The sequence below is a fragment of the Arthrobacter sp. FW306-05-C genome (assembly GCF_021801725.1).
Taxonomy (GTDB): Bacteria; Actinomycetota; Actinomycetes; order Actinomycetales; family Micrococcaceae; genus Arthrobacter.
The window spans coordinates 1,656,639-1,682,784 of sequence record NZ_CP084556.1; the positions used below are offsets into that span (position 1 = coordinate 1,656,639).

Annotated in this window: 17 protein-coding genes; 9 read left to right on the forward strand and 8 right to left on the reverse strand. The window is 67.4% G+C overall.

The window, feature by feature from the left end:
• Positions 1-34: 34 nt before the first annotated feature.
• The gene (locus LFT44_RS07640; RefSeq protein ID WP_236802050.1) at positions 35-3,556 is read left to right on the forward strand and encodes a S41 family peptidase; all 3,522 of its coding nucleotides are present in this window, start codon (positions 35-37) and stop codon (positions 3,554-3,556) included.
• 82 nt (positions 3,557-3,638) lie between these two features.
• On the opposite strand, the gene LFT44_RS07645 is transcribed toward LFT44_RS07640, so the two are convergent.
• From LFT44_RS07645 to LFT44_RS07665, 5 genes are all read right to left on the reverse strand, one after another.
• Positions 3,639-4,067, reverse strand: coding sequence for an OsmC family protein (locus tag LFT44_RS07645; RefSeq protein WP_236802051.1), 429 nt, complete (start codon positions 4,065-4,067; stop codon positions 3,639-3,641).
• A 136-nt stretch (positions 4,068-4,203) separates the two neighbouring features.
• Complete coding sequence (locus LFT44_RS07650; protein ID WP_236802052.1) at positions 4,204-4,557, reverse strand: hypothetical protein; 354 nt, start codon at positions 4,555-4,557, stop codon at positions 4,204-4,206.
• Positions 4,558-4,717: 160 nt separating this feature from the next.
• On the reverse strand, positions 4,718-6,490 hold the full coding sequence (sucB, locus tag LFT44_RS07655) for a 2-oxoglutarate dehydrogenase, E2 component, dihydrolipoamide succinyltransferase (RefSeq protein WP_236802053.1): 1,773 nt from the start codon (positions 6,488-6,490) through the stop codon (positions 4,718-4,720).
• A gap of 114 nt (positions 6,491-6,604) precedes the next feature.
• A complete protein-coding gene (lpdA, locus tag LFT44_RS07660) occupies positions 6,605-7,990 on the reverse strand; it encodes a dihydrolipoyl dehydrogenase (RefSeq protein ID WP_236802054.1) in 1,386 nt (461 codons plus the stop codon).
• A gap of 260 nt (positions 7,991-8,250) precedes the next feature.
• On the reverse strand, positions 8,251-9,774 hold the full coding sequence (locus LFT44_RS07665) for a leucyl aminopeptidase (protein WP_236802055.1): 1,524 nt from the start codon (positions 9,772-9,774) through the stop codon (positions 8,251-8,253).
• Positions 9,775-10,030: 256 nt separating this feature from the next.
• On the opposite strand from LFT44_RS07665, the gene LFT44_RS07670 reads away from it, so the two are divergent.
• From LFT44_RS07670 to LFT44_RS07685, 4 genes are all read left to right on the forward strand, one after another.
• Positions 10,031-10,969 (forward strand): proteasome assembly chaperone family protein, encoded by a 939-nt coding sequence (locus tag LFT44_RS07670; protein ID WP_236802056.1) that lies wholly within the window; start codon positions 10,031-10,033, stop codon positions 10,967-10,969.
• Positions 10,970-11,020: 51 nt separating this feature from the next.
• The gene (locus LFT44_RS07675; protein ID WP_236802057.1) at positions 11,021-12,367 is read left to right on the forward strand and encodes an MFS transporter; all 1,347 of its coding nucleotides are present in this window, start codon (positions 11,021-11,023) and stop codon (positions 12,365-12,367) included.
• Positions 12,368-12,473: 106 nt separating this feature from the next.
• Positions 12,474-13,832 (forward strand): DUF4192 domain-containing protein, encoded by a 1,359-nt coding sequence (locus tag LFT44_RS07680; protein ID WP_236802058.1) that lies wholly within the window; start codon positions 12,474-12,476, stop codon positions 13,830-13,832.
• A gap of 329 nt (positions 13,833-14,161) precedes the next feature.
• A complete protein-coding gene (locus LFT44_RS07685) occupies positions 14,162-15,469 on the forward strand; it encodes an RNA polymerase sigma factor (RefSeq protein ID WP_142134267.1) in 1,308 nt (435 codons plus the stop codon).
• Positions 15,470-15,658: 189 nt separating this feature from the next.
• Here the strand turns inward: LFT44_RS07685 and LFT44_RS07690 are convergent, their stop codons facing one another.
• The gene (locus tag LFT44_RS07690) at positions 15,659-15,880 is read right to left on the reverse strand and encodes a DUF7455 domain-containing protein (RefSeq protein ID WP_013600696.1); all 222 of its coding nucleotides are present in this window, start codon (positions 15,878-15,880) and stop codon (positions 15,659-15,661) included.
• A gap of 255 nt (positions 15,881-16,135) precedes the next feature.
• Between LFT44_RS07690 and LFT44_RS07695 the strand changes: the two genes are divergently transcribed.
• Positions 16,136-18,244 (forward strand): DNA gyrase/topoisomerase IV subunit B, encoded by a 2,109-nt coding sequence (locus LFT44_RS07695; RefSeq protein WP_236802059.1) that lies wholly within the window; start codon positions 16,136-16,138, stop codon positions 18,242-18,244.
• A gap of 105 nt (positions 18,245-18,349) precedes the next feature.
• Here the strand turns inward: LFT44_RS07695 and LFT44_RS07700 are convergent, their stop codons facing one another.
• Together LFT44_RS07700 and LFT44_RS07705 are read right to left on the reverse strand one after the other, a co-directional pair.
• Positions 18,350-19,339: a M56 family metallopeptidase gene (locus LFT44_RS07700; protein ID WP_236802060.1), complete on the reverse strand. Its 990-nt coding sequence runs from the start codon at positions 19,337-19,339 to the stop codon at positions 18,350-18,352.
• Between the two features lie 6 nt (positions 19,340-19,345).
• On the reverse strand, positions 19,346-19,729 hold the full coding sequence (locus LFT44_RS07705) for a BlaI/MecI/CopY family transcriptional regulator (protein WP_142134261.1): 384 nt from the start codon (positions 19,727-19,729) through the stop codon (positions 19,346-19,348).
• Between the two features lie 260 nt (positions 19,730-19,989).
• On the opposite strand from LFT44_RS07705, the gene LFT44_RS07710 reads away from it, so the two are divergent.
• The 3 genes from LFT44_RS07710 to cydD are packed head-to-tail and all read left to right on the forward strand — an operon-like array spanning position 19,990 to position 26,119.
• On the forward strand, positions 19,990-21,594 hold the full coding sequence (locus LFT44_RS07710; RefSeq protein WP_236802061.1) for a cytochrome ubiquinol oxidase subunit I: 1,605 nt from the start codon (positions 19,990-19,992) through the stop codon (positions 21,592-21,594).
• A gap of 15 nt (positions 21,595-21,609) precedes the next feature.
• Positions 21,610-22,659, forward strand: coding sequence for a cytochrome d ubiquinol oxidase subunit II (gene cydB / locus LFT44_RS07715; RefSeq protein WP_236802062.1), 1,050 nt, complete (start codon positions 21,610-21,612; stop codon positions 22,657-22,659).
• 1 nt (position 22,660) lies between these two features.
• The gene (gene cydD / locus LFT44_RS07720; protein WP_236802063.1) at positions 22,661-26,119 is read left to right on the forward strand and encodes a thiol reductant ABC exporter subunit CydD; all 3,459 of its coding nucleotides are present in this window, start codon (positions 22,661-22,663) and stop codon (positions 26,117-26,119) included.
• The last annotated feature ends 27 nt before the right edge of the window (positions 26,120-26,146 follow it).

Below are 26,146 nucleotides of genomic sequence, written 5' to 3' on the forward strand. Positions count from 1 at the left end.
GCGGGGCAGGGGAGGGGTTGACTATGATCGAACGATGACCTCTTCGAGCTACTTCCGTTTCCCGCATTTGCACGGCGATCTGGTCACTTTCGTGGCCGAGGACGACGTGTGGATTGCGCCCCTGGACGGCGGCCGTGCCTGGCGCGTCTCGTCGCTCCAGCTGCCTGCCCGCAACCCGCGATTCACCCCCGACGGCAAGCGGCTGGTGTGGACCGTGGTGCAGGGAACGGCTCCGGAGGTGGTGTCAGCAGAGGTCGACGGCGGCGGGTACAGGCAGCTCACGTACTTTGGCCACAGCACTACAAAGGTCAAGGGATTCACCGCCGGGGGCGCCGTGGTGGTCACCAGCGCCTTCCGCCAGGCTGAAAGCCGGCACACCCACGCCTACAGCGTTCCGCTTGAAGGCGGCTGGGCGCAGGAACTTCCCTATGGCCCGGTGGAGTCAGTGGCGTATGGACCCGAAGTAGGCGATGAACGCCCCGTGGTGCTGGCGAGCGTGCTGTCCCGGGAACCGGCGTGGTGGAAGCGGTACCGCGGCGGCACGGCCGGGAAGCTGTGGATCGACCGCGACGGCAACGGTGAGTTCGAGCGCCTCCTTCCCGACCTTGACGGCAACCTCACCGACCCCCTCTGGGTGGACGGCCGGATCGCCTTCCTGTCCGATCACGAAGGCTACGGCAATCTGTACTCGGTGCTTCCCGACGGAAAAGACCTGCGCCGGCACACCGACCACCAGGACTTCTACGTCCGGCACGCCGCCACCGACGGCAAACGCGTCATCTTCGAGTCCGCCGGTGAACTCTGGGTACTCCCGGACCTCGGCTCGGAGGCGGAAAAGCTGGATATCACCCTCGGCTCGGCCTCGCAGACCAGGCGTCCTGCCCTTCTCGACGCCGTCAAGCACCTGGGCGCCGTTGCCCCGGACACAACAGGGGCCGCCAGCGCGGTGGAATCGCACGGGACCATTTCCTGGCTGCGGCACAAGGATGGGCCGTCCCGGATCGTCGAGGCAACGCCCGGAGTGCGGGGCCGCTTGCCCAGGCCCCTCGGCGACGGCCGGATCGCCTACATCGCCGATCACGGCGGTGTTGAAGCCATCCACATCAAGGACATCGCAGCGCCCGTGCCGCACACCGCTGCCCAGGTGGCGGCAGGGAGCGGCAAGTCCGGCGCTCCAGCCGTAGCCCCCGATTCCCCGGACGCGGAAAAGCAGGACATCCAGGGGCTGGAAACGGTCAGCCTGCCCCAGCCCGTTCCTGCAGCCGGGGCTGCGGTGCTGGCGGGAAGTGCAGCACACGCTCCGGCAGACGACGAGCAGCAGGCCGACGTTGCGCCACAGGATACGGCCACCGCCGCGGAGGCCCTGCCGCCCGCAGTAGAGGCAGGCATCACTGTTCCCACGCCCTCGCGCGCCAGTTCCCTCGAACCCAGCCCGGATGGCCGGTGGATTGCCCTTGGGACCTCCTTCGGCGACGTGCACGTCCTGGACACCCGCAGCGGCCACCTCAGCCCGGTGGCCAGCATCGGTGAAGGCAGTATTTCCGAATTGGCATGGTCTGCGGACTCCCGCTGGCTGGCGTGGTCCGAGCCCGTCACGTCCTTTGGCTCGCGCAGCCGGCTTCGGCTGGCCACTGTGGAGCGGCTCGACGCCGACCCCGTGGACGTCACCGACGGCCGCTTCCGCGATGCCTCACCGGCCTTCACTCCAGACGGCAAGTTCCTCGCCTTCCTGTCCAACCGCAGCTTCGACCCCGTGTACGACGGGCATTCGTTCGACCTCTCCTTCCCCAGCCCCATCAAGCCGTACCTGGTGGCACTCGCCGCTGACACGCCGTCGCCCTTCGGTCCATCGGTTGACCCCGCCGGCGGGGAGCCGGAAGCGGACGCGGAGGGCACGGACGAGGGCGAGGCAGGGGAGAAGGACACTCCTGGCGTCCGAGTGGATGCGGAGGGCCTGGCGCACCGCGTCATCGGAGTTCCGGTTCCGCAGGGCAACTACAGCTCGCTGGCGGCCGTCGACGGCGCACTCCTCTGGCTCGATTCCGTCCTGGCAGGTGTGACCGGCGACGGAAAGGCCAGCCAGGAGGACAAGGACGCCCGCCCAGGCCTGGTCCGCTACGACATCGTCCGGCGGAAGCAGACCACGCTGGTCGATGCAGTTGACAGCTACCGGCTGACCGGTGACCGCAGCAAGGTGGTGCTGGTATCCGACAAGCAGGTGACCGTGGTGCCTTCGGACGCCAAGGCGGACGAGGAATCGGGCAAGCTGGTCAAGGTTGACCTGGGCCGGATCCGCGTCCTGCTGGACCCGCTCAGCGTCTGGGGCCAGGCATTCGACGAAGCCTGGCGGCTGCAGCGCGACTTCTTCTGGACCGAAGACATGGCCGGGCAGGACTGGGATTCCATCCACGCCCGTTACCGCCCCATCGTGGAACGGCTGGGTTCGCATGACGACCTGGTGGACCTGCTGTGGGAACTGCACGGCGAACTGGGAACGTCCCACGCCTACGTTCGTCCGGCCGCCGTCACCGAACGCGGCAGCCGTGGACAGGGCCGCCTCGGTGCCGACCTCGCGCACACGGCCAATGGCTGGGAAATCACCCGGATCCTGGCCGGCGAGTCCTCCGATCCGCTGGCTACCTCCCCGTTGACCAGGCCCGGTGTAGGCGCCAAAGCGGGGGACATCCTGCTGGCGATTGACGGTGTCCCGCTGTCCGAAAGCACCACCCCGGCCATGCAGCTGGTGGGAGCGGCAGGCCGCGCGGTGGAGCTGACCCTCCTCAACGGTTCCGGGCACGGTGCTGCCGAAGGCACCCAACGCCGGGTCGCCGTCGTGCCTGTCAAGGATGAAGAGCGCCTCCGCTACCAGGAATGGGTCGCCGGCAACCGGCGGACCGTCCGTGAAGCCTCCAACGGAACCTTTGGCTACCTGCACATCCCGGACATGATGGCCAACGGCTGGGCGCAACTCCACCGTGACCTCGACACGGAAACAGCATTGGACGGCCTCATCGTGGACGTACGCCGCAACCGTGGCGGTCACACCTCGCAGCTCGTCGCGGAACTGATCGGCCGCAAGGTGACCGGGTGGAGCATGCCGCGCGGGGAGAAGCCGCGCACGTACCCGCACCACGCGCCGAGGGGGCCGGTGATCATCCTGGCTGACGAGTTTGCCGGATCCGACGGCGACATCATCACCCAGGTGTCAAAGCTCAGGGGCATCGGGCCGGTCATCGGCACGCGCACCTGGGGCGGTGTGGTGGGCATCGACAACCGGTTTGCGCTGGCGGACGGCACCGGAGTCACCCAGCCCCGCTATGCCAACTGGTTCAGCGGCGGCGTTGGCTGGAGCGTGGAGAACTACGGCGTTGACCCCGACATCGAAGTGACCTACCCGCCGCACGCCTACGCGGCCGGTCGCGATCCCCAGCTGGAATACGGCATCGGGGCGCTCAAGGAGATGATCCAGGAGCTGCCCACGGACCGGCCGCCGGCCCGCTCCGGCTACCGCAAGCTGTTGCCTGCGCCGCTGCCGGCCCGCCCGCAGGGACGCTAGGAACAACAAAAAGGCCCTGTCCTTCCGGTTTCCCGGAAGGACAGGGCCTTCGCGTTGTGCAGGGCCGGTGGGCCCGGGACTGCTAGGACTGCAGCGTGGCGTCGAGGGTGATCTCGATGCCGGCCAGGGCCTGGGATACGGGGCAGCCCTTCTTGGCGGCCTCGGCAATGCGCTGGAACTCGTCCTGCGAGATGCCGGGGATGCGGGCGTTGAGGGTGAGGTGGCTGCCGGTGATGCCGGTGCCCGGCTGGAAACCAACCTCCGACTTGGTGTTGACCTCCTCGGGCGTGAAGCCGGCCTGGCTCAGTTCGTGGCTGAAGGCCATGGAGAAGCAGGCTGAATGGGCTGCGGCGATGAGCTCTTCCGGGCTGGTCTTGCCGCCGGCAGCTTCGGTGCGGGCCTTCCACGTGACATCGAAGGTGCCCAGGCCCGAGCTGTCCAGGGTGGTGTTGCCCGAGCCCTCGGTCAGGCTTCCGGTCCATACAGTGTGGGCGTTGCGTGTTGTAGCCATGTCTCTCCTCAACGTCGGTTCGATCCGGGGCCGGCAGCCGCTGCCGGCCCCACCGTTTCCCATCCTAGGGACCAGCCACCCCCGGTGCACGGGTTGTCCGCTCTCAGAGGATTATGACCGGCTCCCCGTCATGGGCTTACTGCCAGATGGTGGCAATGGCGATGTTAAGCAGCGCCAGGCCACCGACGCCGTGCGCGAGTCCGGTGGAGACGGGCTGCCCGTTCTTGACCTTGCGTGAGCCGATGACCGCCAGGACTGCCACCACGATGGCGATGACGAACTTGATGCCCAGCTTGGCGTAGTTCGGATTGGAGTCCGGCAGGAACGGGAGGATGCCCATCATGGCGATGCCGGTGAGCAGCTGCAGGAAGGCGCCGTCACGCTGGCGCGGATGCACGGTGGGGGTCCGCATCGTGGCAATCCAGTAGCCCACGATCATGGCGGCCCCGACGACGTGCAGGAAGACCAGGATGTTGAAGAGAATGTTCATGGCTCCAGCTTAGCCAGTCATTTCTACCGCCTGTAGCAAAGCCACGCGGTTCCCGGACTGCGGCGGGCTGGCGGGAGTTTGGGTTAAACGACGACGACGGCCCCGGCTGCGGGAGGTTTCCCACCCGCGCCGGCGCCGCCGTCGTTGGACCCTTTGTTGGTTACAGTCCCAGGTCCGCTTCGAACGCGCCTTCCTCCAGGCGTGCCTTCAGGGTCTGGAGGAACCGGCCTGCATCGGCGCCGTCCACCAGGCGGTGGTCGTACGTCAGGGACAGGTACATCATGGAGCGGATGGCGATCGAGTCATCGCCGTTTTCGTCAGCAACCACCACGGGGCGCTTGACGATGGCGCCGGTGCCCAGGATGCCGACCTGCGGCTGGTTGATGATCGGGGTATCGAACAGCGCTCCAACCGAACCGATGTTGGTAATGCTGAACGTGCCGCCGGAGAGTTCGTCCGGGCCGATCTTGCCGTCGCGGGTGCGGGAAGCAACGTCGGCGATCTTGCCGGCCAGGCCGGCGAGATTCAGGTTACCGGCGTCCGCGATGACCGGAACCAGGAGGCCCTTGTCCGTGTCGACGGCGATCGCCAGGTGCTCGGCGTTGTGGTAGGTGATCTCCTGCTTTTCCTCGTCGTAGGCAGCGTTGAGCTTGGGGTGCTGCTTGAGGGCCTCGGCAACTGCCTTGGCGATGAAAGGCAGGAAGGTCAGCTTGGTGCCGTTCTGGGCCTGGAACGAGTTCTTGGCGCGGGCACGAAGCTTGGCGACCTTGGTCATGTCCACTTCGTGGACCTGGGTCAGCTGGGTGGAGATTTCCAGCGACTCGCGCATGCGCCGGGCGATGACCTGGCGGATGCGGGGAGCCTTCTGGGTGGTGCCGCGCAGCGACGAGGCTGCACCGGCTGCAGCCGGGGCGGACGCGGCGGGGGCTGCTGCCGGAGCAGCGGCGGGAGCGGGGGCAGCCTTGGCCTCGGCGGCGGCGATGACATCCTGCTTGCGGATGCGGCCGCCAACACCGGTGCCGGAGAGGCTGGAGATGTCCACGCCGTGCTGGTTGGCAAGCTTGCGGACCAGGGGGGTGACGTAGCCGGAGTCGGATCCGCCGGCCGGAGCTGCTTCCTGGGCTGGCGGAGCAGCGGGAGCCTGGGCGGCGGGAGCCGGGGCAGCCTGCGGTGCAGCCTGCTCAGGGGCCTGCTGGGCAGGAACAGCCTGGGCGGGAGCGGTCTGCGCGGGAGCGGACTCTGCCGGTGCGGGCTTGGGGGCTTCCTGCTGGGGAGCGGCGGGTGCAGCCTCCGGAGCCGCGGCAGCGGGAGCGCCCGAGCCGATGACGGCGAGTACGGAGCCAACCTCGGCCGTTTCGTCCTCGTTGACCCGGATTTCCTGCAGGGTGCCGGCAACGGGGGAGGGGATCTCGGTGTCCACCTTGTCGGTGGAGACTTCGAGCAGCGGCTCGTCAACGTCGACGGAATCGCCAATGGCCTTCAGCCAGCGGGTCACGGTGCCTTCGGTGACGCTTTCGCCGAGTGCGGGGAGGGTGACCTCGTGGCTTTCGCCGCCGCCTGCAGCGGGTGCTTCCTGGGCGGGTGCCTCCTGCGCGGGGGCTGCTTCGGCGGGTGCTTCCTGTGCGGGAGCAGCTGCAGGTGCCTCTTCGGCGGGGGCAGCCGCGGGAGCTTCAGCGGGTGCGGAACCGCCGCCGGAGCCGTCACCGATGCGCACCAGCGGCGCACCTACCTCGGCGGTCTCATCTTCAGCGACCAGGATTTCTTCAATCACGCCAGCTACAGGAGAGGGGATTTCAGTGTCTACTTTGTCGGTGGAGACTTCGAGCAGCGGCTCGTCCACCTCTACCCGGTCACCTACCTGCTTGAGCCAGCGGGTGACGGTTCCTTCGGTGACACTCTCACCGAGGGCGGGCAAGTTAACGGATTCAGACATGTCGTCCCCGTTCTCCTTATTGATCTTTAGTGCGAATGGTTGCTGCCTTGTTGGAAGCCTAGTGCACCCGGTCTGCGCGACCGGGTGCACCGGGCCTGGTAATGCTGGCGAAAATCAGCCGTGGAGCGGCTTGCCGGCCAGCGCCAGGTGGGCTTCGCCGAGGGCTTCGTTCTGGGTGGGGTGGGCGTGCACCAGCTGTGCCACATCCTCCGGGTAGGCTTCCCAGTTCACGATCAGCTGGGCCTCGCCCACCTGCTCGCCCATGCGGGCACCGATCATGTGGACGCCCACCACGGGGCCGTCCTTCTGGCGGACCAGCTTGATCAGGCCCGAGGTGCCAAGGATGGAGCTCTTGCCGTTGCCGGCCAGGTTGTATTCCTGGGTCTGCACCTGGTCCTCGCCGAACTTTTCCTTGGCAGCCTTCTCGGTGTAGCCGACGGTGGCGATCTCGGGTTCGGAGTAGGTGACCTTGGGGATGTTGATGTCCTCGACCACCACGGGCTTCAGGCCGGCGATCTCCTCGGCCACGAAGATGCCCTGCTGGTAGCCGCGGTGGGCCAGCTGCACGCCGGGGACGATGTCACCGACGGCATAGATGTTGCCCACGCCGGTGTGCAGTCGCTCGTTGGTGATGACGAAGCCGCGGTCGATGGTGACGCCGGCTTCCTCGTAGCCCAGGTTGGCCGTGACGGGGCCACGGCCGACGGCGACCAGCAGCAGGTCCGCTTCGAAGGTCTTGCCGTCCACCAGGGTGACTTTGACGCCGTCGTCATTCTGCTCGACGCCCTGGAAGAAGACGCCGGTGGAGAACTTGATGCCGCGCTTCTTGAAGGCACGCTCGAAGTTCTTGACGATCGTGGCGTCCTCGTTGGGAACGAGGGAGGGCAGGCCTTCGACGATGGTCACGTCCACGCCGAACGACTTCCACACCGAGGCGAACTCGACGCCGATGACGCCGCCGCCCAGGATGATGGCGCTCTTGGGAATGAAGTCCATGGTGAGGGCCTGGTCGGAGGTGATGACCTTGCCGCCGATTTCCAGGCCGGGAAGGGTGCGCGAGTAGGAGCCGGTGGCCAGGACGATGTTCTTGCCCTTGTAGGCGGTGCCGTTCACCACGATGGTGTCGGTGCCCTGCAGCTTGCCTTCACCCTCGATGACGGTGATGGCCTTCTTGGACTTGATCAGGCCCTGCAGGCCCTTGTACTTGCCGGCGATGATGCCGTCCTTGTAAGCGTTGACGGCGTTGATATCGATGCCGTCGAGGGTGACGTTCACGCCGTACTTGGCGGAGTCACGGGCGTGGTCGGCCAGCTCTGCGGAGTGCAGCAGGGCCTTGGTGGGGATGCAGCCGTTGTGGAGGCAGGTGCCGCCCAGCTTGGCCTTCTCCACGAGGCCGACGGTGAGGCCGAGCTGTACCGCACGCAGCGCTGCAGCGTATCCGCCGCTGCCGCCACCGAGTACCAGGATGTCGAATTCTTGCGCAGTTGCCTGATCGGCCACTTAAACGCTCCCTCGCGTGAACGATGACGCGATCAGCGCGCATCATCTGGTCTTGGAACTTGCACTGCCGTGATTATGTCAGCAGGGCAACTCTCTTGCATTTGTGACTACCGTGGTTCACCTTAGCGAACCACCTATCCATGCTCCACCTTGGCACTGCGTTTGTGGAGCGCTTGTGTCCAGTGTCACGCGGCCCTGTGGCACAGGAATCACCTGCGCCGCAGGGCCGCGTGGCAGTGGTTGTAACTGCCCAGGGGCACCTAGGCGGCGGCCAGGATGTCCTCCACGTAGGCAACCAGGGTACGGACGGTGCAGCCGGTGCCCTGCTTGTGCGTGTAGCCGTACGGGCTGCCGTTATTAAAGGAAGGTCCTGCAATATCGATGTGCGCCCAGGGGATCTGTTCGCCTGCCTTGTCCTTACCCACGAACTCGCGCAGGAACACGGCGGCGGTCATCATTCCGCCGTGGCGTTCGCCGATGTTGGCCAGGTCGGCCACCTGGGAGTCCAGGGTGGGTCGCAGTTCCTCCGGCAGGGGCATGGGCCAGACCAGCTCGCCTGCACGGTCCGCCGCCGCCTTGAGCGCGCCCGTGACGCTGTCCGAGCCCATGACGCCGGCGGTGCGGTTGCCGAGGGCGATCAGCTGCGCGCCGGTGAGGGTTGCGACGTCGATGATGGCGTCCGGGTATTCGCGGCTCGCGGCGACAATGCCGTCCGCCATGACCAGGCGGCCCTCGGCGTCGGTATTGAGGACCTCCACCGTCTTGCCACCGAACATGGTCAGGACGTCGGCAGGACGTGAGGCGCCGCCGCCGGGCATGTTCTCTGCGATGCAGAGCCAGGCTGTCGCTTTAACGGGCAGGCCCAGGCCGGCGATGGCCAGGACAGTGTTAAGTACGACGGCGGCACCGGCCATGTCGCTCTTCATGTCGCCCATGTTGAGGGCCGGCTTAAGGGAGATTCCGCCGGTGTCGAAGGTGATCCCCTTGCCCACGAGGGCGACCTTGGCAGTGGCCTTGGCGGGGGAGTATTCGACCTTGACCAGCCGCGGTTGGCGCGTGGATCCCTTGCCCACGCCCATAATGCCGCCGAAACCTTCCTTCTCGAGGCGCTTCTCGTCCCAGACCGTGACTTTGACGGGCAGTCCCTTGGCGAGGTCCTTGGCGGCCTCGGCGAACGATTCGGGGTATAGGTGGCTCGGCGGGGTGTTGACCAGGGACCGGGTGGCGTTAACAGCCTTGGCCACCAGGCCGGCCCGCTTCAGCGCCACCTCCAGCTCCGGGGTGCCGGCCAGTTCGGTGAAGATGACGGCATTGCGCACCGGGTCCTTAAGTCCGTCGGAGGAAGACCGGAACTCGGTGAAGGAGTAGGCGCCCAGCGCGGCGCCCTCGGCGACGGCCGTGACGTCCTGCACCGTCGCCGTCGGGAATGCCAAAGTGACCGTGGGCAGGCCGGCCAGCTGCCGGACGGCCGATCCTGCTGCCCGGCGGAGCGACTCGCCCGTGAGCGGTCCGGTGGCGGGAACCTTGCCGACGCCGGCCAGGACCAGAATGCCTGCCCCGGTTTCGGGCAGCCCCGGCAGGCGGACCAGCTGGTCCGCGGCGCCGGTGACACCCAGCGCCTTGAGCGAGTCCCCGAGGGCCTCCGCGGACTTCGCCGTCAGGGGGTTCTCCAACAGGACGGGGCCGTCGGTTCCCTGGCCCACCCCGATGACCACTGCATCACTGGGGTTCTTCTTAAGGTCCCGCGCGACGGTACTAAGGTTGACTTCAGTATTCTTGACCACAGGGATGAGTCCTCAATTCTCGAAACGTTCGGGCAGGGATGCATGTTGGGCGCTCTGCCATGGTGGCCCGGATCCGGCCGTTCTGGACGGTTCCCGGGTGCGTGCAAGCCCGCCTGGCAGGCCAGTTCCGATCGTAGCCCTTCCCCGGCACCGCGCGAGAATTTCCTGAGAGGTGCGCCACACCGGCCGATGGAATGCCGGGTGTCACTGCAGCGTTATGAATGATGTCCACCCGCACCCCTGAAAGGAACATGCCGTGCTTGAACGGATTTCCGGCTCCCTGCTGGACCCCGACGCGCTTTATGCCAGCAACATCGAGCTGTTCCACAGCCCGGAACTCCAGGGGCTGAACCTGGTGATGGGATTCACCGGATTTGCCGATGCCGGCCACGTGGTGAAGCAGATCAATGCCGAGCTGCTGGACTCCCTCGACGCCCAGCCCGTTGCGGTCTTCGATGCCGACCAGCTGATCGACTACAGGTCACGGCGCCCGCACCTGAGCTTCGTCGAGGACCACATCCAGGACTACCAGGAGCCCCGGCTGGCCCTTTACCGGCTGGTGGACGGACTGGGAAAGCCGTTCCTGCTCCTGGCCGGCTTCGAGCCCGACCTGCAGTGGGAACGCTTCGCCCGCGCCGTCGTAAACATCGTGGAGAAGCTGGATGTCAACCTCACCACCTGGATCCACTCCATCCCCATGCCCGTGCCACATACCCGCCCCGTGGGGGTGACGGTGCACGGGAACCGGCCCGAACTCATCGAGGGCATCTCGGTATGGAAGCCCACCGTTGAAGTTCCCGCCGCCGTCGGCCACATCCTGGAGCTGCGGCTGGTGGAAGCCGGACGCAACGTTGCCGGTTACGTCATCCACGTGCCCCACTACCTTGCCGAGGCCGAGTACCCCACAGCCGCCGTCGCCGGTCTGGAGTACCTGGGCGCCGCCACGTCCCTGATGCTGCCCACCGACCGGCTCCGCGAATCGGGCCGCGAGGTGAGCCGCCAGATCGCCGAGCAGATCGAAGCGTCGGAGGAAGTCCAGCAGGTAGTGTCCCGCCTCGAAACCCGGTACGACGAAAAATCGGACGGCATCGTGCGCCGGTCGCTTTTGGCCAACGAGAACGACGAGCTGCCCGACGCCGACGACCTCGGCGCCGCCGTGGAGGCCTACCTGGCCAGGGAGAACCCGGGGCAGTAGCGCTGGTCACAACTTCCGGGAAAGCGGCGTCCCGCCGGGCATAATGAAGTGGTGACTGCACCCCGCGCCTGGCTTATCTGGACCATTGGAATTTTCGGGTACCTGGTGGCCGTGGCGCAGCGGACCTCGTTCGGCGTGGTGGGCCTTGAAGCGACGGAGCGTTTCCACGCCACGGCGTCCGCCATCTCCTTTTTCACTGTCCTGCAGCTGCTGGTCTACGCCGGGCTCCAGATTCCCGTGGGCCTGTTGGTGGACCGGCTTGGTTCGCGGGTGATGATTGCCGGCGGTGCGGTCCTGATGGGGCTGGGACAGCTGCAGCTGGCGTTTGCGGACAGTATTCCCGGGGGAGTCCTGGGCCGTGTCCTGGTGGGTGCCGGCGATGCAATGACGTTCATCTCCGTCATCCGGCTGATCCCGCTGTGGTTCGCCCCCGCCCGCGTCCCGCTCGTGACCCAGCTCACCGGTATGTCCGGCCAGCTGGGGCAGCTGTTCAGTGTCCTGCCCTTCGCCATGGTCCTGCACCTGTCCGGCTGGACCCCCGCTTTCCTGATGCTGGCAGGGATGTCCGCGCTCGCCGTCGTACTGGTGGTCCTGCTGCTCCAGGACGCTCCCCCTGGCACCGAGCGGCCGCAGGCCCGCCAGGGGCTCCGGGCAACGGGGGCATCGCTGGCCCGGGCCTGGCGGCAGCCCGGCACGCGGCTGGGGATGTGGAGCCATTTCACCATCCAGTTCAGCGGCACCGTTTTTGCCATGACCTGGGGCTACCCGTTCCTGATTTCCGGGCAGGGCCTGGACGCAGGCACTGTTGCCGCCCTGATGGCGCTCTATGTCGCCGCGGCCATGGCGGCGGGCCCCTTCATCGGACGTTTCGTCTCGCGCCACCCACTGCGCCGCTCCACCATGGTGCTGCTGATTGCCGGCGCCACCGCAGTGGCCTGGGCTGCGGTACTGATCCTGCCCGGGCGGGCTCCGCTGTGGCTGCTGGCGGGACTGGTGGTGGTGCTTGCCATCGGCGGCCCCGGTTCGATGATCGGCTTCGATTTCGCCCGGACGTTCAATCCGGCACACCGGATCGGCACCGCCACCGGGATCGTGAACGTTGGCGGCTTCATTGCTGCCCTGGTGTCCATCTTCCTGATCGGCCTGGTGCTGGACCTCCTCTACGCCACCGGATTCTCGCAGGGGGTGCTGTACGGTTTGGATCCCTTCCGGCTGGCCCTGAGCGTCCAGTTCCTGCTCCTGGCCCTGGGCGCCGCCGCCATCGTGGCCTCGCGGCGGAAGGTGCGCCGGCAGATGGCCGCCCAGGGGATTGTGGTGCCGCCGCTGCGCAGTGCCCTGGCCCGGCAGCGCCGGGAAAGCCTGGCGCGCCGCCGCCAGCCAGTGCGCAGCGACGACTGAGGCATGCCTGTTCCTTCCTCTGCCACTGTTCCTCCACCGGACTGTTTGCCCACATAGCTGAACTGAGCCCTGCCAGCCCGTGCTGTGGTCGGAGAAAGCTGGAGCCATGACAGCTCCAGAACGATTAACAGTCCGCGGGCCGGAAGATATTCTTGGCTTCATTCCACACAGCCTGGGGTACTGGCCGGCTTCCAGCCTGGTGGCCATGACGCTGCACGGCACTACCCTTGGCGCCACACTGCGGCTTGACCTTCCGACACCTGCAGGGCAGGCCGCTCCTTTCGGGTTCGCCGACGCCGTCCGCCGTTACCTTGAGTCGGACCAGGATGCCGACGGCGCGCTGCTGGCCGTCTTCACCAGCGACGCAGGAATGGTCCCGCCGAGTGCCTACGACCTCCTGATTTCCACCGTGCAGTGTTCCCTCGAGCAGGCCGGGATGCCGGTGCGTGCTGCCTGGTTCGTGGGCGATGTCTATTGGCGGGATGCCCTGTGCAGCGACGGTTCGTGTTGTCCGATGCCGGGGCGGCCCGTGCAGGAGATCAGGGACAGCATGCTGAACGCCGAGATGGTCTACCGCGGCAGCAGCGTGGGGCCGGCGCCAAGGTCAGGCAGCGTGCCGGAAGCGCCGGTGCCTGCCATGCACCTGGCAGCGGTCCGTGAAGCACAGGCCGGCTGGGAGGAGGAGTTGGGCGGGCTGTCCCGAAGCCGCGCGCAGTTCTCTGCCGTGCTCGGCTTCTGGCAGACGCTGCTGGACCGGACCCCACCGGTTGCCTGGCTGCCTGATATCGAGCGGGATGCCTTTCTTCGGGCCACGCTGCTGGTTCCCACGTGGCGGGACGCCGTGATGGTGATGGCTGCGGCGGGCAGGAACGCTGCGGAAGCCGGGGCTGAACAGTTCAAGGTATTTGCTGACGGGGATGGCGCGGGCGGTGCCGATGAGTCCGTCGTGTCCCTGCCGGTGCTGCCGCCGGTCGAAATCCCACACCGGGCCTCGGCGGCGGGCAAACCGGGGGCGGCAGCGGCGGAAGAGGCGGGAGGAAGGGCGCCTGCCCTGGGGCCGCCGCGCCGGACGGGGAACGGTGCCCCTTTACGCCCCGTTCCTGCCGGGAGTGGCACCCCGGTCGGCCCCGGTCCCGTTCCTGCCGGGTACGGCGAGGTGCTTATGGGCGTGGCGCCGAACGTCCCCGACTGGGAAGGCCTGGACGCGCTGGACCGGATCCTGGGAAATCTGGCTGTGCTGGGTGGGCAGGCTGCCGCGGCGGCGTTGACCATGCGTGGCTGGGTGGCATGGTGCCGCGGCCGGGGTTCCTATGCTGCTGCACACCTGGGACAGGCCCTCGAACTTGACCCGGATTACCGGCTTGCGGAACTCCTGCTGGACCTCGTTGGCAGGGGCACGCTCTGTGGCTGGGCGGCGAGAAAGGAGACCGCCTGGCAGAAGTTCGGGGAGGACACTGCCGGGTGAAAGTGGGAGCTGTGAGGGGCGCCCGGCCGGTGTAAGGAGCGGGATGCGCCGCCCGGCATGGGCAAGACCTTCAGCAGGTGGCGGGACCGGATCGAAGCGGGGGAGGCCGGATCCAGGCAAATCATGAGACAATAGATGCCGAGACCCGGTTGGGTCCGTGCATCGAGTGCTTGGAATGGGCCCGCAAGGGAACATTACAGCCGCTCCGGGAGTTGTCTTAAGTGACTCTGCCGGCCGTGGTGGCGCTTGGTTTTCATCACGGACTTGACAGGGTCATAGTGGTGTTGCCCGTATGGTGATTCCACAGACCACCGCTAGAAAGGTTTTCTGTGACCCCGTCTTCCACGAAGAAGGATTCCGCCGCCCAGGATGTCTTGTCCCCTGAGGAGAAGCAGGCCGCGACCAATGCCAAGCGGGCAGCTACGCGGGCAGCCAACAAGGCTTCGGCCGGCGCGGCTCCAGCGGACGGCAAGCGCGAGCCCAAGAAGCGTGGGCCCAAGCCTGGCGCCAAGGCTGCAGCCGAGGCTGCAGGAAAGTCCGCCGTTGACGCGGACGAGGTTGAGGACGCTGAGGAAGACCTTGACGTCCTCGAAGGGCCGGACGCAGTAGAGGATGCCGATACCGACGCCGATCCCGTCAAGGGCGCAGTGGGCAGCGGCAAGGGCTTTGTCTACTCCGACGCAGATGATGACGATGCCCCCGTGCAGCAGGTCATGTCTGCCGGCGCCACGGCTGACCCTGTCAAGGACTACCTGAAGCAGATTGGTAAGGTCGCACTGCTCAACGCCGAGCAGGAAGTCGACCTTGCGCTGCGGATCGAGGCCGGGCTGTTCGCCGAGGAAAAGATCGCCGCGGACGACGGCTCCATGGATCCGAAGTACAAGCGTGAACTCGAATTCATCATCCACGACGGCAAGCGCGCCAAGAACCACCTGCTGGAGGCCAACCTCCGCCTGGTGGTCTCCCTGGCCAAGCGCTACACCGGCCGCGGCATGCTGTTCCTGGACCTGATCCAGGAAGGCAACCTGGGCCTGATCCGCGCAGTGGAGAAGTTCGACTACACCAAGGGCTTCAAGTTCTCCACCTACGCCACCTGGTGGATCCGCCAGGCCATCACCCGCGCCATGGCCGACCAGGCCCGCACCATCCGCATCCCGGTGCACATGGTTGAAGTCATCAACAAGCTGGCCCGTGTCCAGCGCCAGATGCTGCAGGACCTGGGCCGAGAGCCCACGCCCGAGGAACTGGCACTGGAGCTGGACATGACACCCGAAAAGGTGGTCGAGGTCCAGAAGTACGGCCGCGAACCCATTTCGCTGCACACGCCCCTGGGCGAGGACGGCGACTCGGAGTTTGGTGACCTGATCGAGGACTCCGAGGCCGTTGTTCCGGCTGACGCCGTGAGCTTCACCCTCCTCCAGGAGCAGCTGCACTCCGTGCTGGACACCCTCTCCGAACGCGAGGCCGGCGTGGTTGCCATGCGATTCGGCCTGACCGACGGACAGCCGAAGACTTTAGACGAAATCGGCAAGGTCTACGGCGTCACCCGCGAGCGGATCCGGCAAATCGAATCAAAGACCATGTCCAAGCTCCGCCACCCCTCCAGGTCGCAGGTCCTGCGGGACTACCTGGACTAGGTCCACCGGACTCCACGTACGGGACCCGGCAGGGGCCGTGCCGAACCCACCTTCGGGTGGCTCCGGCACGGCCCCTGTTTTTCGCTGCTTTTTCGCGCCGCGAACTTCGCGGTGGCATGTGGTTAAACGCCTGCGGGGCCCTTCGGTAGTGGAAGGGCCCCGCAGGGTTCGTTGTTACCGATGCCTCATCTAGTCGATTTCCACGGCAGCTTTCTCGTGAAGCTTTCCCGTCTCATCGTGCCAGTCGGAGCTCAACGGCTTGAGCGTCGCCTCGACTGCACGGGCGTGGTGGCCGCAGAACAGCAGCTCACCGCCGGAGGACTCGAGTACAACCCGCACATATGCCTGGGCTCCGCAACGGTCGCACCGGTCGAGTGCGTTGAGCGTGCGGTCTGCCACTGCTGTTGTCATGTCGGCCTCCTTAGTAGATCAGTACATCTATATAACCAGCATTCGTATCCAAACCATCGCAAGGATGGGGCAAGTTCGCTGTGCGCGTAGCCGCAAGGTTCAATCAAGAATGGGCAAGTTCCGCCCATCACTGGGGCTGGTGGCGTGCCGCACAGCCGCCGGCGGTGTGGCAGACGGCTCCAGCCGCCGCAGCCGATTACCCTAGAAGATGCGGTTCCAGCGCCGCGCACACGTCCCTGAAGGAGTTCATCACCAGTGGCACCTAGCTCTGATTACACCGCCCGGCACCTTTCCGTCCTGGAGGGCCTCGAAGCCGTCCGCAAGCGCCCGGGCATGTACATCGGCTCAACCGACTCGCGCGGCCTCATGCACTGCCTCTGGGAAATCATCGACAACTCCGTGGACGAGGCCCTGGCCGGGTTCGGGCACGACATCCGCATCATCCTCCACGCGGACAACTCCGTGGAGATCCACGACGACGGCCGTGGCATCCCCATCGACAAGGAGCCCAAGACGGGGCTCACCGGCGTCGAGGTGGTCTTCACCAAGCTGCACGCGGGCGGCAAGTTCGGCGGCGGCTCCTACACCGCCTCGGGCGGACTCCACGGCGTTGGCGCCTCGGTGGTCAACGCCCTGTCCTCACGCCTTGACGTGGAAGTGGACCGCGGCGGCAAGACCTACCGGATGTCCTTCCGCCGGGGCGAACCCGGGCGGTTCAAGGACGCCGGATCCCGCCTGGACCCCGCAGCGCCCTTCACACCGTTCGTCGACGACTCGGTGCTGGACATCGTGGGCAAAGCCAAGCGCGGCGTCACCGGAACCCGCATCCGTTACTGGGCGGACCGGCAGATCTTCACCCCCGATGCCAAGTTCTCCTACGAGGACCTCGTGGCCCGCGCCCGCCAGACCTCCTTCCTGGTGCCCGGACTCAAGCTCACGGTGCGGGACGAGCGCAGGGTCGCCGGGACGCCTGGTGAGGCCGGCCCCCATGAGGAGGTCTTCCACCACGACGGCGGCATCTCCGAGTTCGTCGAGTTCCTCGCCGCCGATCCTGCCGTCACCGACGTGTGGCGCCTGCACGGGTCGGGGAAGTTCAAGGAGACGGTCCCGGTCCTGGACGAACGCGGGCACAGCCAGCTGGCAGAGGTTGAGCGTGACTGCGAAGTTGACGTGGCGCTGCGCTGGGGCATCGGCTACGACAGCACCGTGCGCAGCTTCGTGAACATCATCGCCACCCCGAAGGGCGGCACCCACCAGTCCGGCTTCGAGCAGGCGCTGGTCAAGACGTTCCGCAAAGCGGTGGAGGCAAACGCCCGCAAGCTCAAGGCCGGCAACGACAAGATCGAAAAGGACGACATCTTCGCGGGCCTGACGGCGGTGCTGACCGTGCGGCTGGCGGAACCGCAGTTCGAGGGCCAGACCAAGGAGATCCTCGGCACCAGCGCCGTCCGGGCCATCGTGGCCCGGGTGGTGGAGAAGGAGATCTCCGCCAAGCTGTCGTCGTCAAGTAAGAATGACAAGGCCCAGTCCGCCCTGCTGCTGGAAAAGATCGTCAGCGAGATGAAGTCCCGCATCTCGGCCCGGGTGCACAAGGAGACCCAACGGCGCAAGAACGCGCTGGAAACCTCCTCGATGCCCACCAAGCTCGCCGACTGCCGGACGGACGACGTCGGACGTTCCGAACTGTTCATCGTGGAAGGTGACTCCGCACTTGGCACTGCCAAGCTGGCGCGATCCTCCGACTTCCAGGCGTTGCTGCCCATCCGGGGCAAGATCCTGAACGTCCAAAAGGCGTCGGTGGGGGACATGCTCTCCAACGCCGAATGCGCGGCCCTCATCCAGGTGGTGGGCGCAGGCTCCGGCCGCAGCTTCGACATCAGCGCGGCCCGGTACGGCAAGGTCATCCTCATGACGGACGCCGACGTGGACGGAGCCCATATCCGGACCCTGCTGCTGACCCTGTTCTTCCGCTACATGCGTCCCATGATCCTTGAGGGAAGGGTATTCGCGGCGGTGCCTCCGCTGCACCGCGTGGAGGTCATCAACGCAGGCCAGAAGGCCAACGAGATGATCTACACCTACTCAGAAGCTGAACTGCACGTGCTGCTGGCCCGCCTGGCCAAGGAAGGCAAGCGGTACAAGGAACCGATCCAGCGGTACAAGGGCCTGGGGGAGATGGACGCCGAGCAGTTGGCCGAAACCACCATGGACCCGCGGCACCGCACGCTGCGCAAGGTGGGGATCGAGAACGCGCAGCAGGCGGAGGAAATCTTCGACCTGCTGATGGGTTCGGACGTGTCGCCGCGCAAGGACTTCATCATCGCCGGCGCCTCCAGCCTGGACCGGGAGCGCATCGACGCCTGACAGCGGCGTACGGCCTCGCAATTGGGGGCAGGGCGGCTGGCACCTGGCTGGGAAGGCGCCGGAGGGTACCGCGGGGCCCGCTGGACAGGGCCCGACGGCGGCTGGTCAGCCGAGCAGTCCGGGAACCAGCAGAAGTGCGGTGGGCAGCGCGAGCAGCAGGACGCTGCCTGCCATGACGGCGCTGCGGACGGCGGAAGGAAGCGGAGGCTGGGGCGTCAGCAGGCGGCTGACCCGGGAAGCTGCGGTACGGACAGCGTCCGAGCCGGCTCCGCCTGATGCTGACTCAAGCCCGGACAGGGCCAGCGTGGGCGAGGAGGGCCGGACACCGGCGCCGGCCTCCGCGGCTGAACCGCTGGCCACGATGGCGATGGCCTTGATGAGGGTGGCTTTGCTCTCGGTCCGCAGGGCCACGTCATCGGCCAGCATCTCGATGAGGGAGTTCACGGACTCCTGGGCAAGCCGGGTGGTGGGCAGCCACGGGAGGGCCTGCCGCCACGCGGCGAAGGCCCAGAGCAGGAGGTGGTGCCGCTGGTTGAGGTGGGCGTTCTCGTGAATCAGCACCGCCCGAAGCTCTGCCGGTTCGAGCGCCGCCATCAGGCCGTCCGATAGCACCGTCACCGAACGCGCGCCGCCCGGAAGGCAGTACGCCACGGGTGAGTCGTGGCTGATGACCAGGGTTCCGGCGTCCTGGCCGGAGGGTGAGGCCAGCAGGGCCAGCATTTCGCGGTGCCGCCGCCGCTGGCGCTGGATTTTGTAGTACGTCAGCAGCAGGGTGAACACCAGATGGACGGTGAGCAGGGCAGCAGCGGACAGGGCAAAGATGTGCCAGAACCCCAGCGCGGTGGTGGGCGCGTTGAAAAATACCATGCCGGCGAGGCCGCGGAGGCCTGCAATCAGGTTGTCTCCAATAGGTTCCAGGCCGTAGACCAGCATGGCGCCGATCATTGACAACCCACCTGCAAGCGCGATCGCCTGCCACAGCAGCATGGCCGTGAACGGCGACCTGGCCGGCCACTGGGCCCGGGACAGGAGGATCGGCACCGGCCACGCCAGGATTATCGCAAGGACCGCCAGCAGGTATGAGGCCCAGAACATGGTGTGCTAGACGCGGCCCAGCAGTTTGCGCAGCGTCTCGGCTTCACCTTCGGACACCGACCCGATGAAGCGGGCCAGGACGGCCTCGCGGTCCGGTGCTGACCCGAGGACCTCATGCATGAGTTCCGCGGTGTGGTCTGCGCGGCTGGACACCGCCTGGTAGCGGTGGGGACGGGTGCCGCGTTCGCGTTCCACCAGCCCCTTCTTCTCCAGGCGTGAAAGTACGGTCAGTACCGTTGTGACGGCCAGTTCCTTGCCTTCATGGCCCGGCCCGCCCTGTGCCGCCGACGTGCGCGCCAACTGGTCCCTCAGGGTATTGGCCGTAGCCGCTTCCTGGCCCGCCCAGAGCAGGTCCATGACCGCCCGTTCCAGTTCACCAAGACTAGCCATTTCACTTTTCCTTTATTTCCCCGCGCCGCGCACTTTCGGTGCACGGTTACGTCCCACTGTTGTTCAACTACAGAACTAATTTACCCCGAAACCGGCCAACGTTCTACATGGAGTAGAACATCTGGCGCGGCGTGGCCCGCCGCGGGATGCTAGGTGAGGGCGGGAGGGTTTTCATCCGCCGTCAAGGATGTTCTACACTTTGTAGAAGTTGAAGTTCTACGAAGCGTAGAAAACTACATCGGCTAACAGTAGGGACCGCCATGGACGCCTTGGAAATCGCACGCTGGCAATTCGGAATCACCACCGTCTACCACTTCATGATGGTGCCGCTGACCATCGGCCTGGGCCTCGTGGTGGCCGTCATCCAGACAGCCTGGTACCGCACCGGCAAGCCCGAATACCTGCGCATGACCAAGTTCTGGGGAAAGCTGTTCCTCATCAACTTCATCATGGGCGTGGCCACGGGCATCGTGCAGGAGTTCCAGTTCGGTATGGCCTGGAGCGAGTACAGCCGCTTCGTGGGGGATGTGTTCGGGGCGCCCCTGGCCCTGGAAGCGCTCCTGGCCTTCTTCGTGGAGTCCACATTCCTCGGCCTGTGGATCTTCGGCTGGAAGCAGCTCAAGCCGGCCATCCACCTGGCCTGCCTCTGGGTGGCCGTCATCGGATCAGCACTCTCCGCCTACTTCATCATCGTGGCGAACAGCTGGATGCAGCACCCGGTAGGGGTGGAAATGATCAACGGCCGGCCCGTCATGACCGACGCCTGGGCCGTCTTCACCAACAACACCGCGCTTGTGGCCGTTCCGCACACCCTGTTCGGCGCCCTCGCCGTGGCAGGCGGCTTCCTCCTGGGCATCGCCTGGTACCACCTGTGGCGGCGGCGGCACGACGGCGTTGACACCGTGGGTGCAGACGGCCGGGTGATCCCCGGTGAAGACGTCCGCATTCCCGGCCGCGACCGCGCCGATCACAACGTCTGGATCCGTTCCCTGCGCATCGGTGTCGTGGTCGCCATGATCTCGTTCGCCGGCACCGCCGTCACCGGCGACCTCCAGGGCAAGCTGATGTTCCAGCAGCAGCCCATGAAGATGGCCGCGGCGGAGGCCGCCTGCCACGACGGTACCGGCTTCTCCGTCCTGAGCGTCGGGAACGTCGGCTCCAGGAACTGCGACGACGTGGTGGCCGTAATCGAGGTTCCGGGCATCCTGTCCTTCCTAGCCAAGGGCGACTTCACCACCGAGGTCAAGGGCGTCAACACCCTGCTGCCGGAGTACCAGGCCAATTACGGAACCCACCTGCCGGACAACCCGATCTACGGCGAGCGCGCAGGCCAGGAAATCCAGTACGTCCCTGTCATGGAAGTCACCTACTGGGGCTTCCGGATGATGATCGGCTTTGGCGGCCTCGCCGCCCTGGCAGCACTGGTGGCCCTCTGGCTCACCCGCAAGGGGACCGTGCCGGAATCCCGGTGGCTCATGCGTCTGGCAGTCTTCGGCATCCTGGCCCCCTTCGGCGCCAATGCCGCCGGCTGGATCTTCACCGAGATGGGCCGCCAGCCCTTCGTCGTGGCGCCCAACCCGGACCCCAGCGGAATCGACCAGGTGTTCATGTTCACCGCCGCCGCCGTATCCCCGGGTGTCTCCGCAGGGGAACTCATTGCCTCGCTGGTGGCACTGACCGCCGTGTACGCCGTCCTGCTGGTGGTGGAAGTCAAGCTGCTGGTCAAGTACATCCGCGGGGGTGTGGTGTCCGCGATGCCGGAACTCGGCCACGCACCGGCGGACGAGAACGAGGACGAAACACCCGGTTCCGGCGGCAACACCGGGCCCAAACCTGCCGACGACGTCCTGGCCTTCGCCTACTAGCAGAGGAAACAAACAATGGAACTGCTTCCCACCATATGGTTCATCGCCATCGCGGTGCTGTGGACCGGCTACCTCTTCCTGGAAGGCTTCGACCTGGGGGTCGGGATGCTGATGAAGCTCTTCGCCCGCAACAACACCGAGCGCCGGGTACTGCTGAACACCATCGGGCCTGTGTGGGACGGCAACGAGGTGTGGCTGCTGACCGCCGGCGGCGCCACCTTCGCCGCCTTTCCCCTCTGGTACGCCTCGCTGTTCTCCGCGCTCTACCTCCCCCTCCTGGTGGTCCTGCTGGCCCTGATCTTCCGGGCGGTCGCATTCGAATACCGGGGCAAAGTGGACACGGACAGCTGGCGGAACCGCTGGGACTGGGCCATCGCGCTGGGCTCCTTCTTCGCGGCGTTCGGCGTGGGCGCCGCCCTGGCCCTCACCACCACCGGGCTTCCGCTGAATGCCAACGGCGACCGGGAAGGCGGCCCCATGGCCTGGTTCAGCGGCTACGCCCTGCTGGGCGGCCTTGCCGTCGTGGGCTTCTCACTCCTCCACGCCCTGGCCTTCCTGGCCCTCAAGACCGACGGCGACGTCCGCCACCGTGCCCGCCAGTGGTTCGTGCGGCTGCTGCCGGTCCTGCTCCTGCCCATCGCCGCATGGGCCTCGGCCATCCAGTTCCTGGACGGCAAGCCGTGGACCTGGGCCGCCGTCGTGCTGGCCGTTGGCGCTGCCGCCACCGCCTGGCTGCTGGCCCGGAACGGCTCCGAAGGCAGGGCCTTCCTGGCCCTTGGCGCCTTCCTGATCCTGGGCACCGCATCCATCTTCGGGGCCGTGTTCCCGGTGGTGCTGCCCTCCACGCTGGACAGCGCCTTTGACCTCACCATCTCCAACGCTTCATCCTCGGACTACACCCTGGGGCTGATGAGCATTGTGGCGGCCTTTGGGCTTCCCCTGGTGATCGCCTACCAGGCCTGGACCTACTGGGTGTTCCGCCGCCGCGTCAGCGCTGCGCACATTCCCGAAGCCCACAGCTTCCTCCCTGCCATCGCCGCCAAAGCCTTCACCACCAAGGGCTGACGTGCGGCCAACCTTCCCCACAGGCCCGGCCACCCGGTCCGCCATCTACTGGCTGGGACTGCTGGCCGCGCTCAAGGCCCTGTCCCTGATCCTCATCGGCCAGGCGGTGGCCTCCGTCCTGGCCGGCCTCGCCGAGGGGAACGAGGCCTGGGCACAGCAGCTCACTCCAGGTGCCGTCGGCGTCGTCCTCCGCTCCCTGACCGTCTGGGGGCAGGCCGTCGCCGCCCGCCGCGCAGCCCTGGGGGTCAAGGAGGAGCTTCGCGCCGAACTGTTGGAGCGGGCCTTGCGAAGCGGGGTGCGGGGAACCGGTCCCGGCGACGGCGGCCTGGCCGTCCTGGCCACCCGCGGCCTGGATGCGCTGGACAGCTACTACACCCAGTTCCTCCCGGCGCTGGTCAACTGCGCCGCCGTTCCGCTGTTGCTCGGGGCCCGGATCCTCTTCGCAGACTGGGTCAGCGCGCTGGTCATCGTGCTGACGGTCCCGTTGATCCCGGTGTTCATGGTGCTGATCGGCCGCTACACCGAAGACAACGTGCGGCAGGCCCAGGCCTCGCTGGCGCGGCTGTCCGGCCACATGCTGGAGCTCGCCAAGGGCCTGCCGGTCCTGGTGGGACTGGGCAGGGCCACCGCGCAGCGCAAGGCCCTGGAGGAGATCTCCGAGGAATACCGCTCGCGCACCATGGGCACCCTCCGGACCGCGTTCCTGTCCGCCCTGGCCCTGGAACTCATCGCCACCATCTCGGTGGCCGTGGTGGCGGTCTTCATTGGCGTCCGGCTGGTCCACGGCGGCATGCCGCTGGAGGCGGGCCTGCTGGCACTCCTCCTGGCCCCGGACTGCTACCTTCCGCTGCGGGAACTGGGCACCGCCCACCACGCCAGCGACGACGGCCGGGTGGCGCTCGCGGAAACAGCCGCCGTGACGGATGCGCCTGAACCGGCGCCGTTGCCGGCCGCCAAGGCCGGCAGGCCGGGCGCCCCGCTGGAGGTCACCGCCCTCACGGTGACCTATCCCGGGCGGTCCGGAGCCGCCGTAGGACCCCTCTCCTTCACCGCACCCCAGGACAGGATCACCGCCCTGGACGGCCCCAGCGGCGCCGGCAAGAGCACCGTCCTGGGTGTACTGGCCGGCACCATCGGCAACGGCGGCGAACCGGATGCGGCAGGAACCAGCATTACCGGGTACATCAACGGCCTGGACCGTGGCGCCGTGGCCTGGGTGCCGCAGCATCCGGTCATGGTCGCCGGAAAGGTCCTGGACGAGGTGCTGCTGTACCTCTCACCGGACGCCGGCCACGGCCCGGACCGGTTCACGGCCGAAAGCGCCGCCCGCGGCTGCCTGGAACGCGCAGGAGCCGGCCACCTCGCCGGGAAGCACCAGGCGGAGCTGAGCCCGGGTGAGCTGCGGCGCGTGGCACTGGCCCGAGGCCTGGCCCGGATCGACGCGGGTGCCACCCTCCTGCTGCTGGACGAGCCCACGGCGCACCTGGACGACGCCTCGGCCGTCATCGTCGAGAACGCCATCCGGCGGCTCCGCGGCGAGGTCACCGTGATCCTGGTGGCCCACAACCAGCGCACCCGGCAGTTGGCAGACGTCCTGGTGCCGGTCGGCCCTGCCGGCACGACACCGGAGGTACCGCGTGCCGGCATTTCCGCGCTCCTGGCAGATGACGCCGGCACCGCCGGCAGCACAAGGTCGAATGGCACGCCCGCCACAGACACCGGTGCCGACGGCGGAACGGACGCCAGGCGCGCCAGGCCCGTCCGCCCCGCCCGCAGTGCCGCTCCTGGCGCCGATCCCCGGGCCGCGCGCCTCCTGGCCGCACTCCTGGCACCGGTCCGGGGCAAGTTCGCGGCGGCGGCCTTCGTCGGCACCCTGGCGGCCGTCTTCGCCGTCGCGCTTTCCGGCCTGTCTGGCTGGCTCATCATCCGCGCCAGCGAGCAGCCGCCCATCCTCTACCTCCTGACGGCCATTGTCGGCGTCCGGTTCTTTGGCATCGGCCGCGCCGTGTTCCGCTATTGGGAGCGGCTGCTGCTGCACGATGCCGTGTTCGCCGCCCTGACCCGCCTGCGCGGACGGCTGTGGGAGTCCCTGAGCCGCAGGGCGCTGTCGCTGCGCCGGCTCCTGCAGGGCGGCAACGTGCTGGGTACGGTGATCGACGACGTCGACACCGTCCGCGACCTCCTGCCGCGCGTGGTCCTGCCGCCGGTCACGGCGCTTGCGGTGTCCGTCCTTGCCGTGGCCGCCACCGGAACCTTGGTGCCGGCCGCCCTTCCCGCAGTGGTTGGGGCAGCGGTCAGTGGCCTGCTGCTGGCGCCCGCAGCCGCCCTGTGGGGTGACCGGAAGTCCGCCAGTGCCGAGCAGGCCCTGCGCTCCGGCGTCCTGCGCCGCGTCACGGCAGCCCTGGACGCACGGGCCGAACTGCACGCCAACGGTGTGGCGCCCCGCGTCCTTGACGCATTGCTGGCCGAGGACCGGGACGCCACCCGCGCCTCCCAACGGTCCGCCTGGGCCGACGGGCTGGGACACGCCGTCGCCACGGCCGCCTGCGGTGCTGCCGCGTTGGCTGCAGCCTGGCTGGCCGGGCCCGAAGTCCTTGCAGCCAGGGTTGCCCCGGCCATCGCGGCCGTGGTGGTCCTCCTGCTGCTGGCGCTGGTGGAACCCTTCGCAGCAATGACGACGGCGGTGCGCCAGTTCCCGGCGCTCCGTGCCGTCATGCGCCGGGTGGGGGAGTCGGGGGCGCTTGAAGAAGGCGGCGACGCGTCCGACGGGTTGCAGCCCGTTCCCGCCAGGGCCGGCGGTGCGCCAGGCATCGAACTGGTGGACCTGGCTGCGGCCTGGCCGGGTGGCTCCCCGGTCTTCTCGGGCGTGGATGCGGAGGCAGCACCCGGGCGCTGGCTGGCGGTCACTGGACCCTCAGGCTCCGGCAAATCCACGCTGCTCTCGGTGCTGCTGGGTTTCCTGCCGCCCGCTTCCGGCCAGGTGAGGGTGACCGGCCGGGCGGCGTGGTGCCCGCAGGATGCACACCTGTTCGACTCCACCATCCGCGGCAACCTGCTGCTGGGCAGGCCGTCCACCGGCGGCGCCTCTGCGGGACGTGACGAAGAGCTGGACGCCGTCCTGGCCGCCGTCGGACTGGCCGGGCTGGTTGGCCGGCTGCCGGCGGGGCTGGACACGCGGATCGGCCCGGGGGGTGCTTTCCTGAGCGGCGGCGAGCGCCAGCGCCTGGCTGTGGCCCGGACCCTGCTGACCGGTGCGGAGGTGATCCTGCTGGATGAGCCCACCGCCCACCTGGACGCGGAGTCCGCCGCCGCCATGCTCGCGGACCTGCGTTCCGGGCTGCGGGACCGCACGGTGGTGCTGGTCACCCACAACCCGGCGGACATCCAGGCCGGTGACGGGCGCCTTGACCTGTCGGAATTCTCGGGACAGGCGCGGGCACCGCTGGCGCGTTTGCGCTGACGCCCCTCCCGTTAAAGCCGGAAAGGG

What these genes read in the sequence shown, in the direction of transcription:
- LFT44_RS07650 (WP_236802052.1), bottom strand. Translation starts at nt 4,557, where the DNA reads ATGAACATTCTCTTCAACATCCTGGTCTTCCTGCACGTCGTCGGGGCC.
- LFT44_RS07705 (WP_142134261.1), bottom strand. Translation starts at nt 19,729, where the DNA reads ATGGCTAGTCTTGGTGAACTGGAACGGGCGGTCATGGACCTGCTCTGG.
- LFT44_RS07700 (WP_236802060.1), bottom strand. Translation starts at nt 19,339, where the DNA reads ATGTTCTGGGCCTCATACCTGCTGGCGGTCCTTGCGATAATCCTGGCG.
- LFT44_RS07640 (WP_236802050.1), top strand. Translation starts at nt 35, where the DNA reads ATGACCTCTTCGAGCTACTTCCGTTTCCCGCATTTGCACGGCGATCTG.
- LFT44_RS07680 (WP_236802058.1), top strand. Translation starts at nt 12,474, where the DNA reads ATGACAGCTCCAGAACGATTAACAGTCCGCGGGCCGGAAGATATTCTT.
- LFT44_RS07690 (WP_013600696.1), bottom strand. Translation starts at nt 15,880, where the DNA reads ATGACAACAGCAGTGGCAGACCGCACGCTCAACGCACTCGACCGGTGC.
- cydB (WP_236802062.1), top strand. Translation starts at nt 21,610, where the DNA reads ATGGAACTGCTTCCCACCATATGGTTCATCGCCATCGCGGTGCTGTGG.
- LFT44_RS07710 (WP_236802061.1), top strand. Translation starts at nt 19,990, where the DNA reads ATGGACGCCTTGGAAATCGCACGCTGGCAATTCGGAATCACCACCGTC.
- LFT44_RS07645 (WP_236802051.1), bottom strand. Translation starts at nt 4,067, where the DNA reads ATGGCTACAACACGCAACGCCCACACTGTATGGACCGGAAGCCTGACC.
- sucB (WP_236802053.1), bottom strand. Translation starts at nt 6,490, where the DNA reads ATGTCTGAATCCGTTAACTTGCCCGCCCTCGGTGAGAGTGTCACCGAA.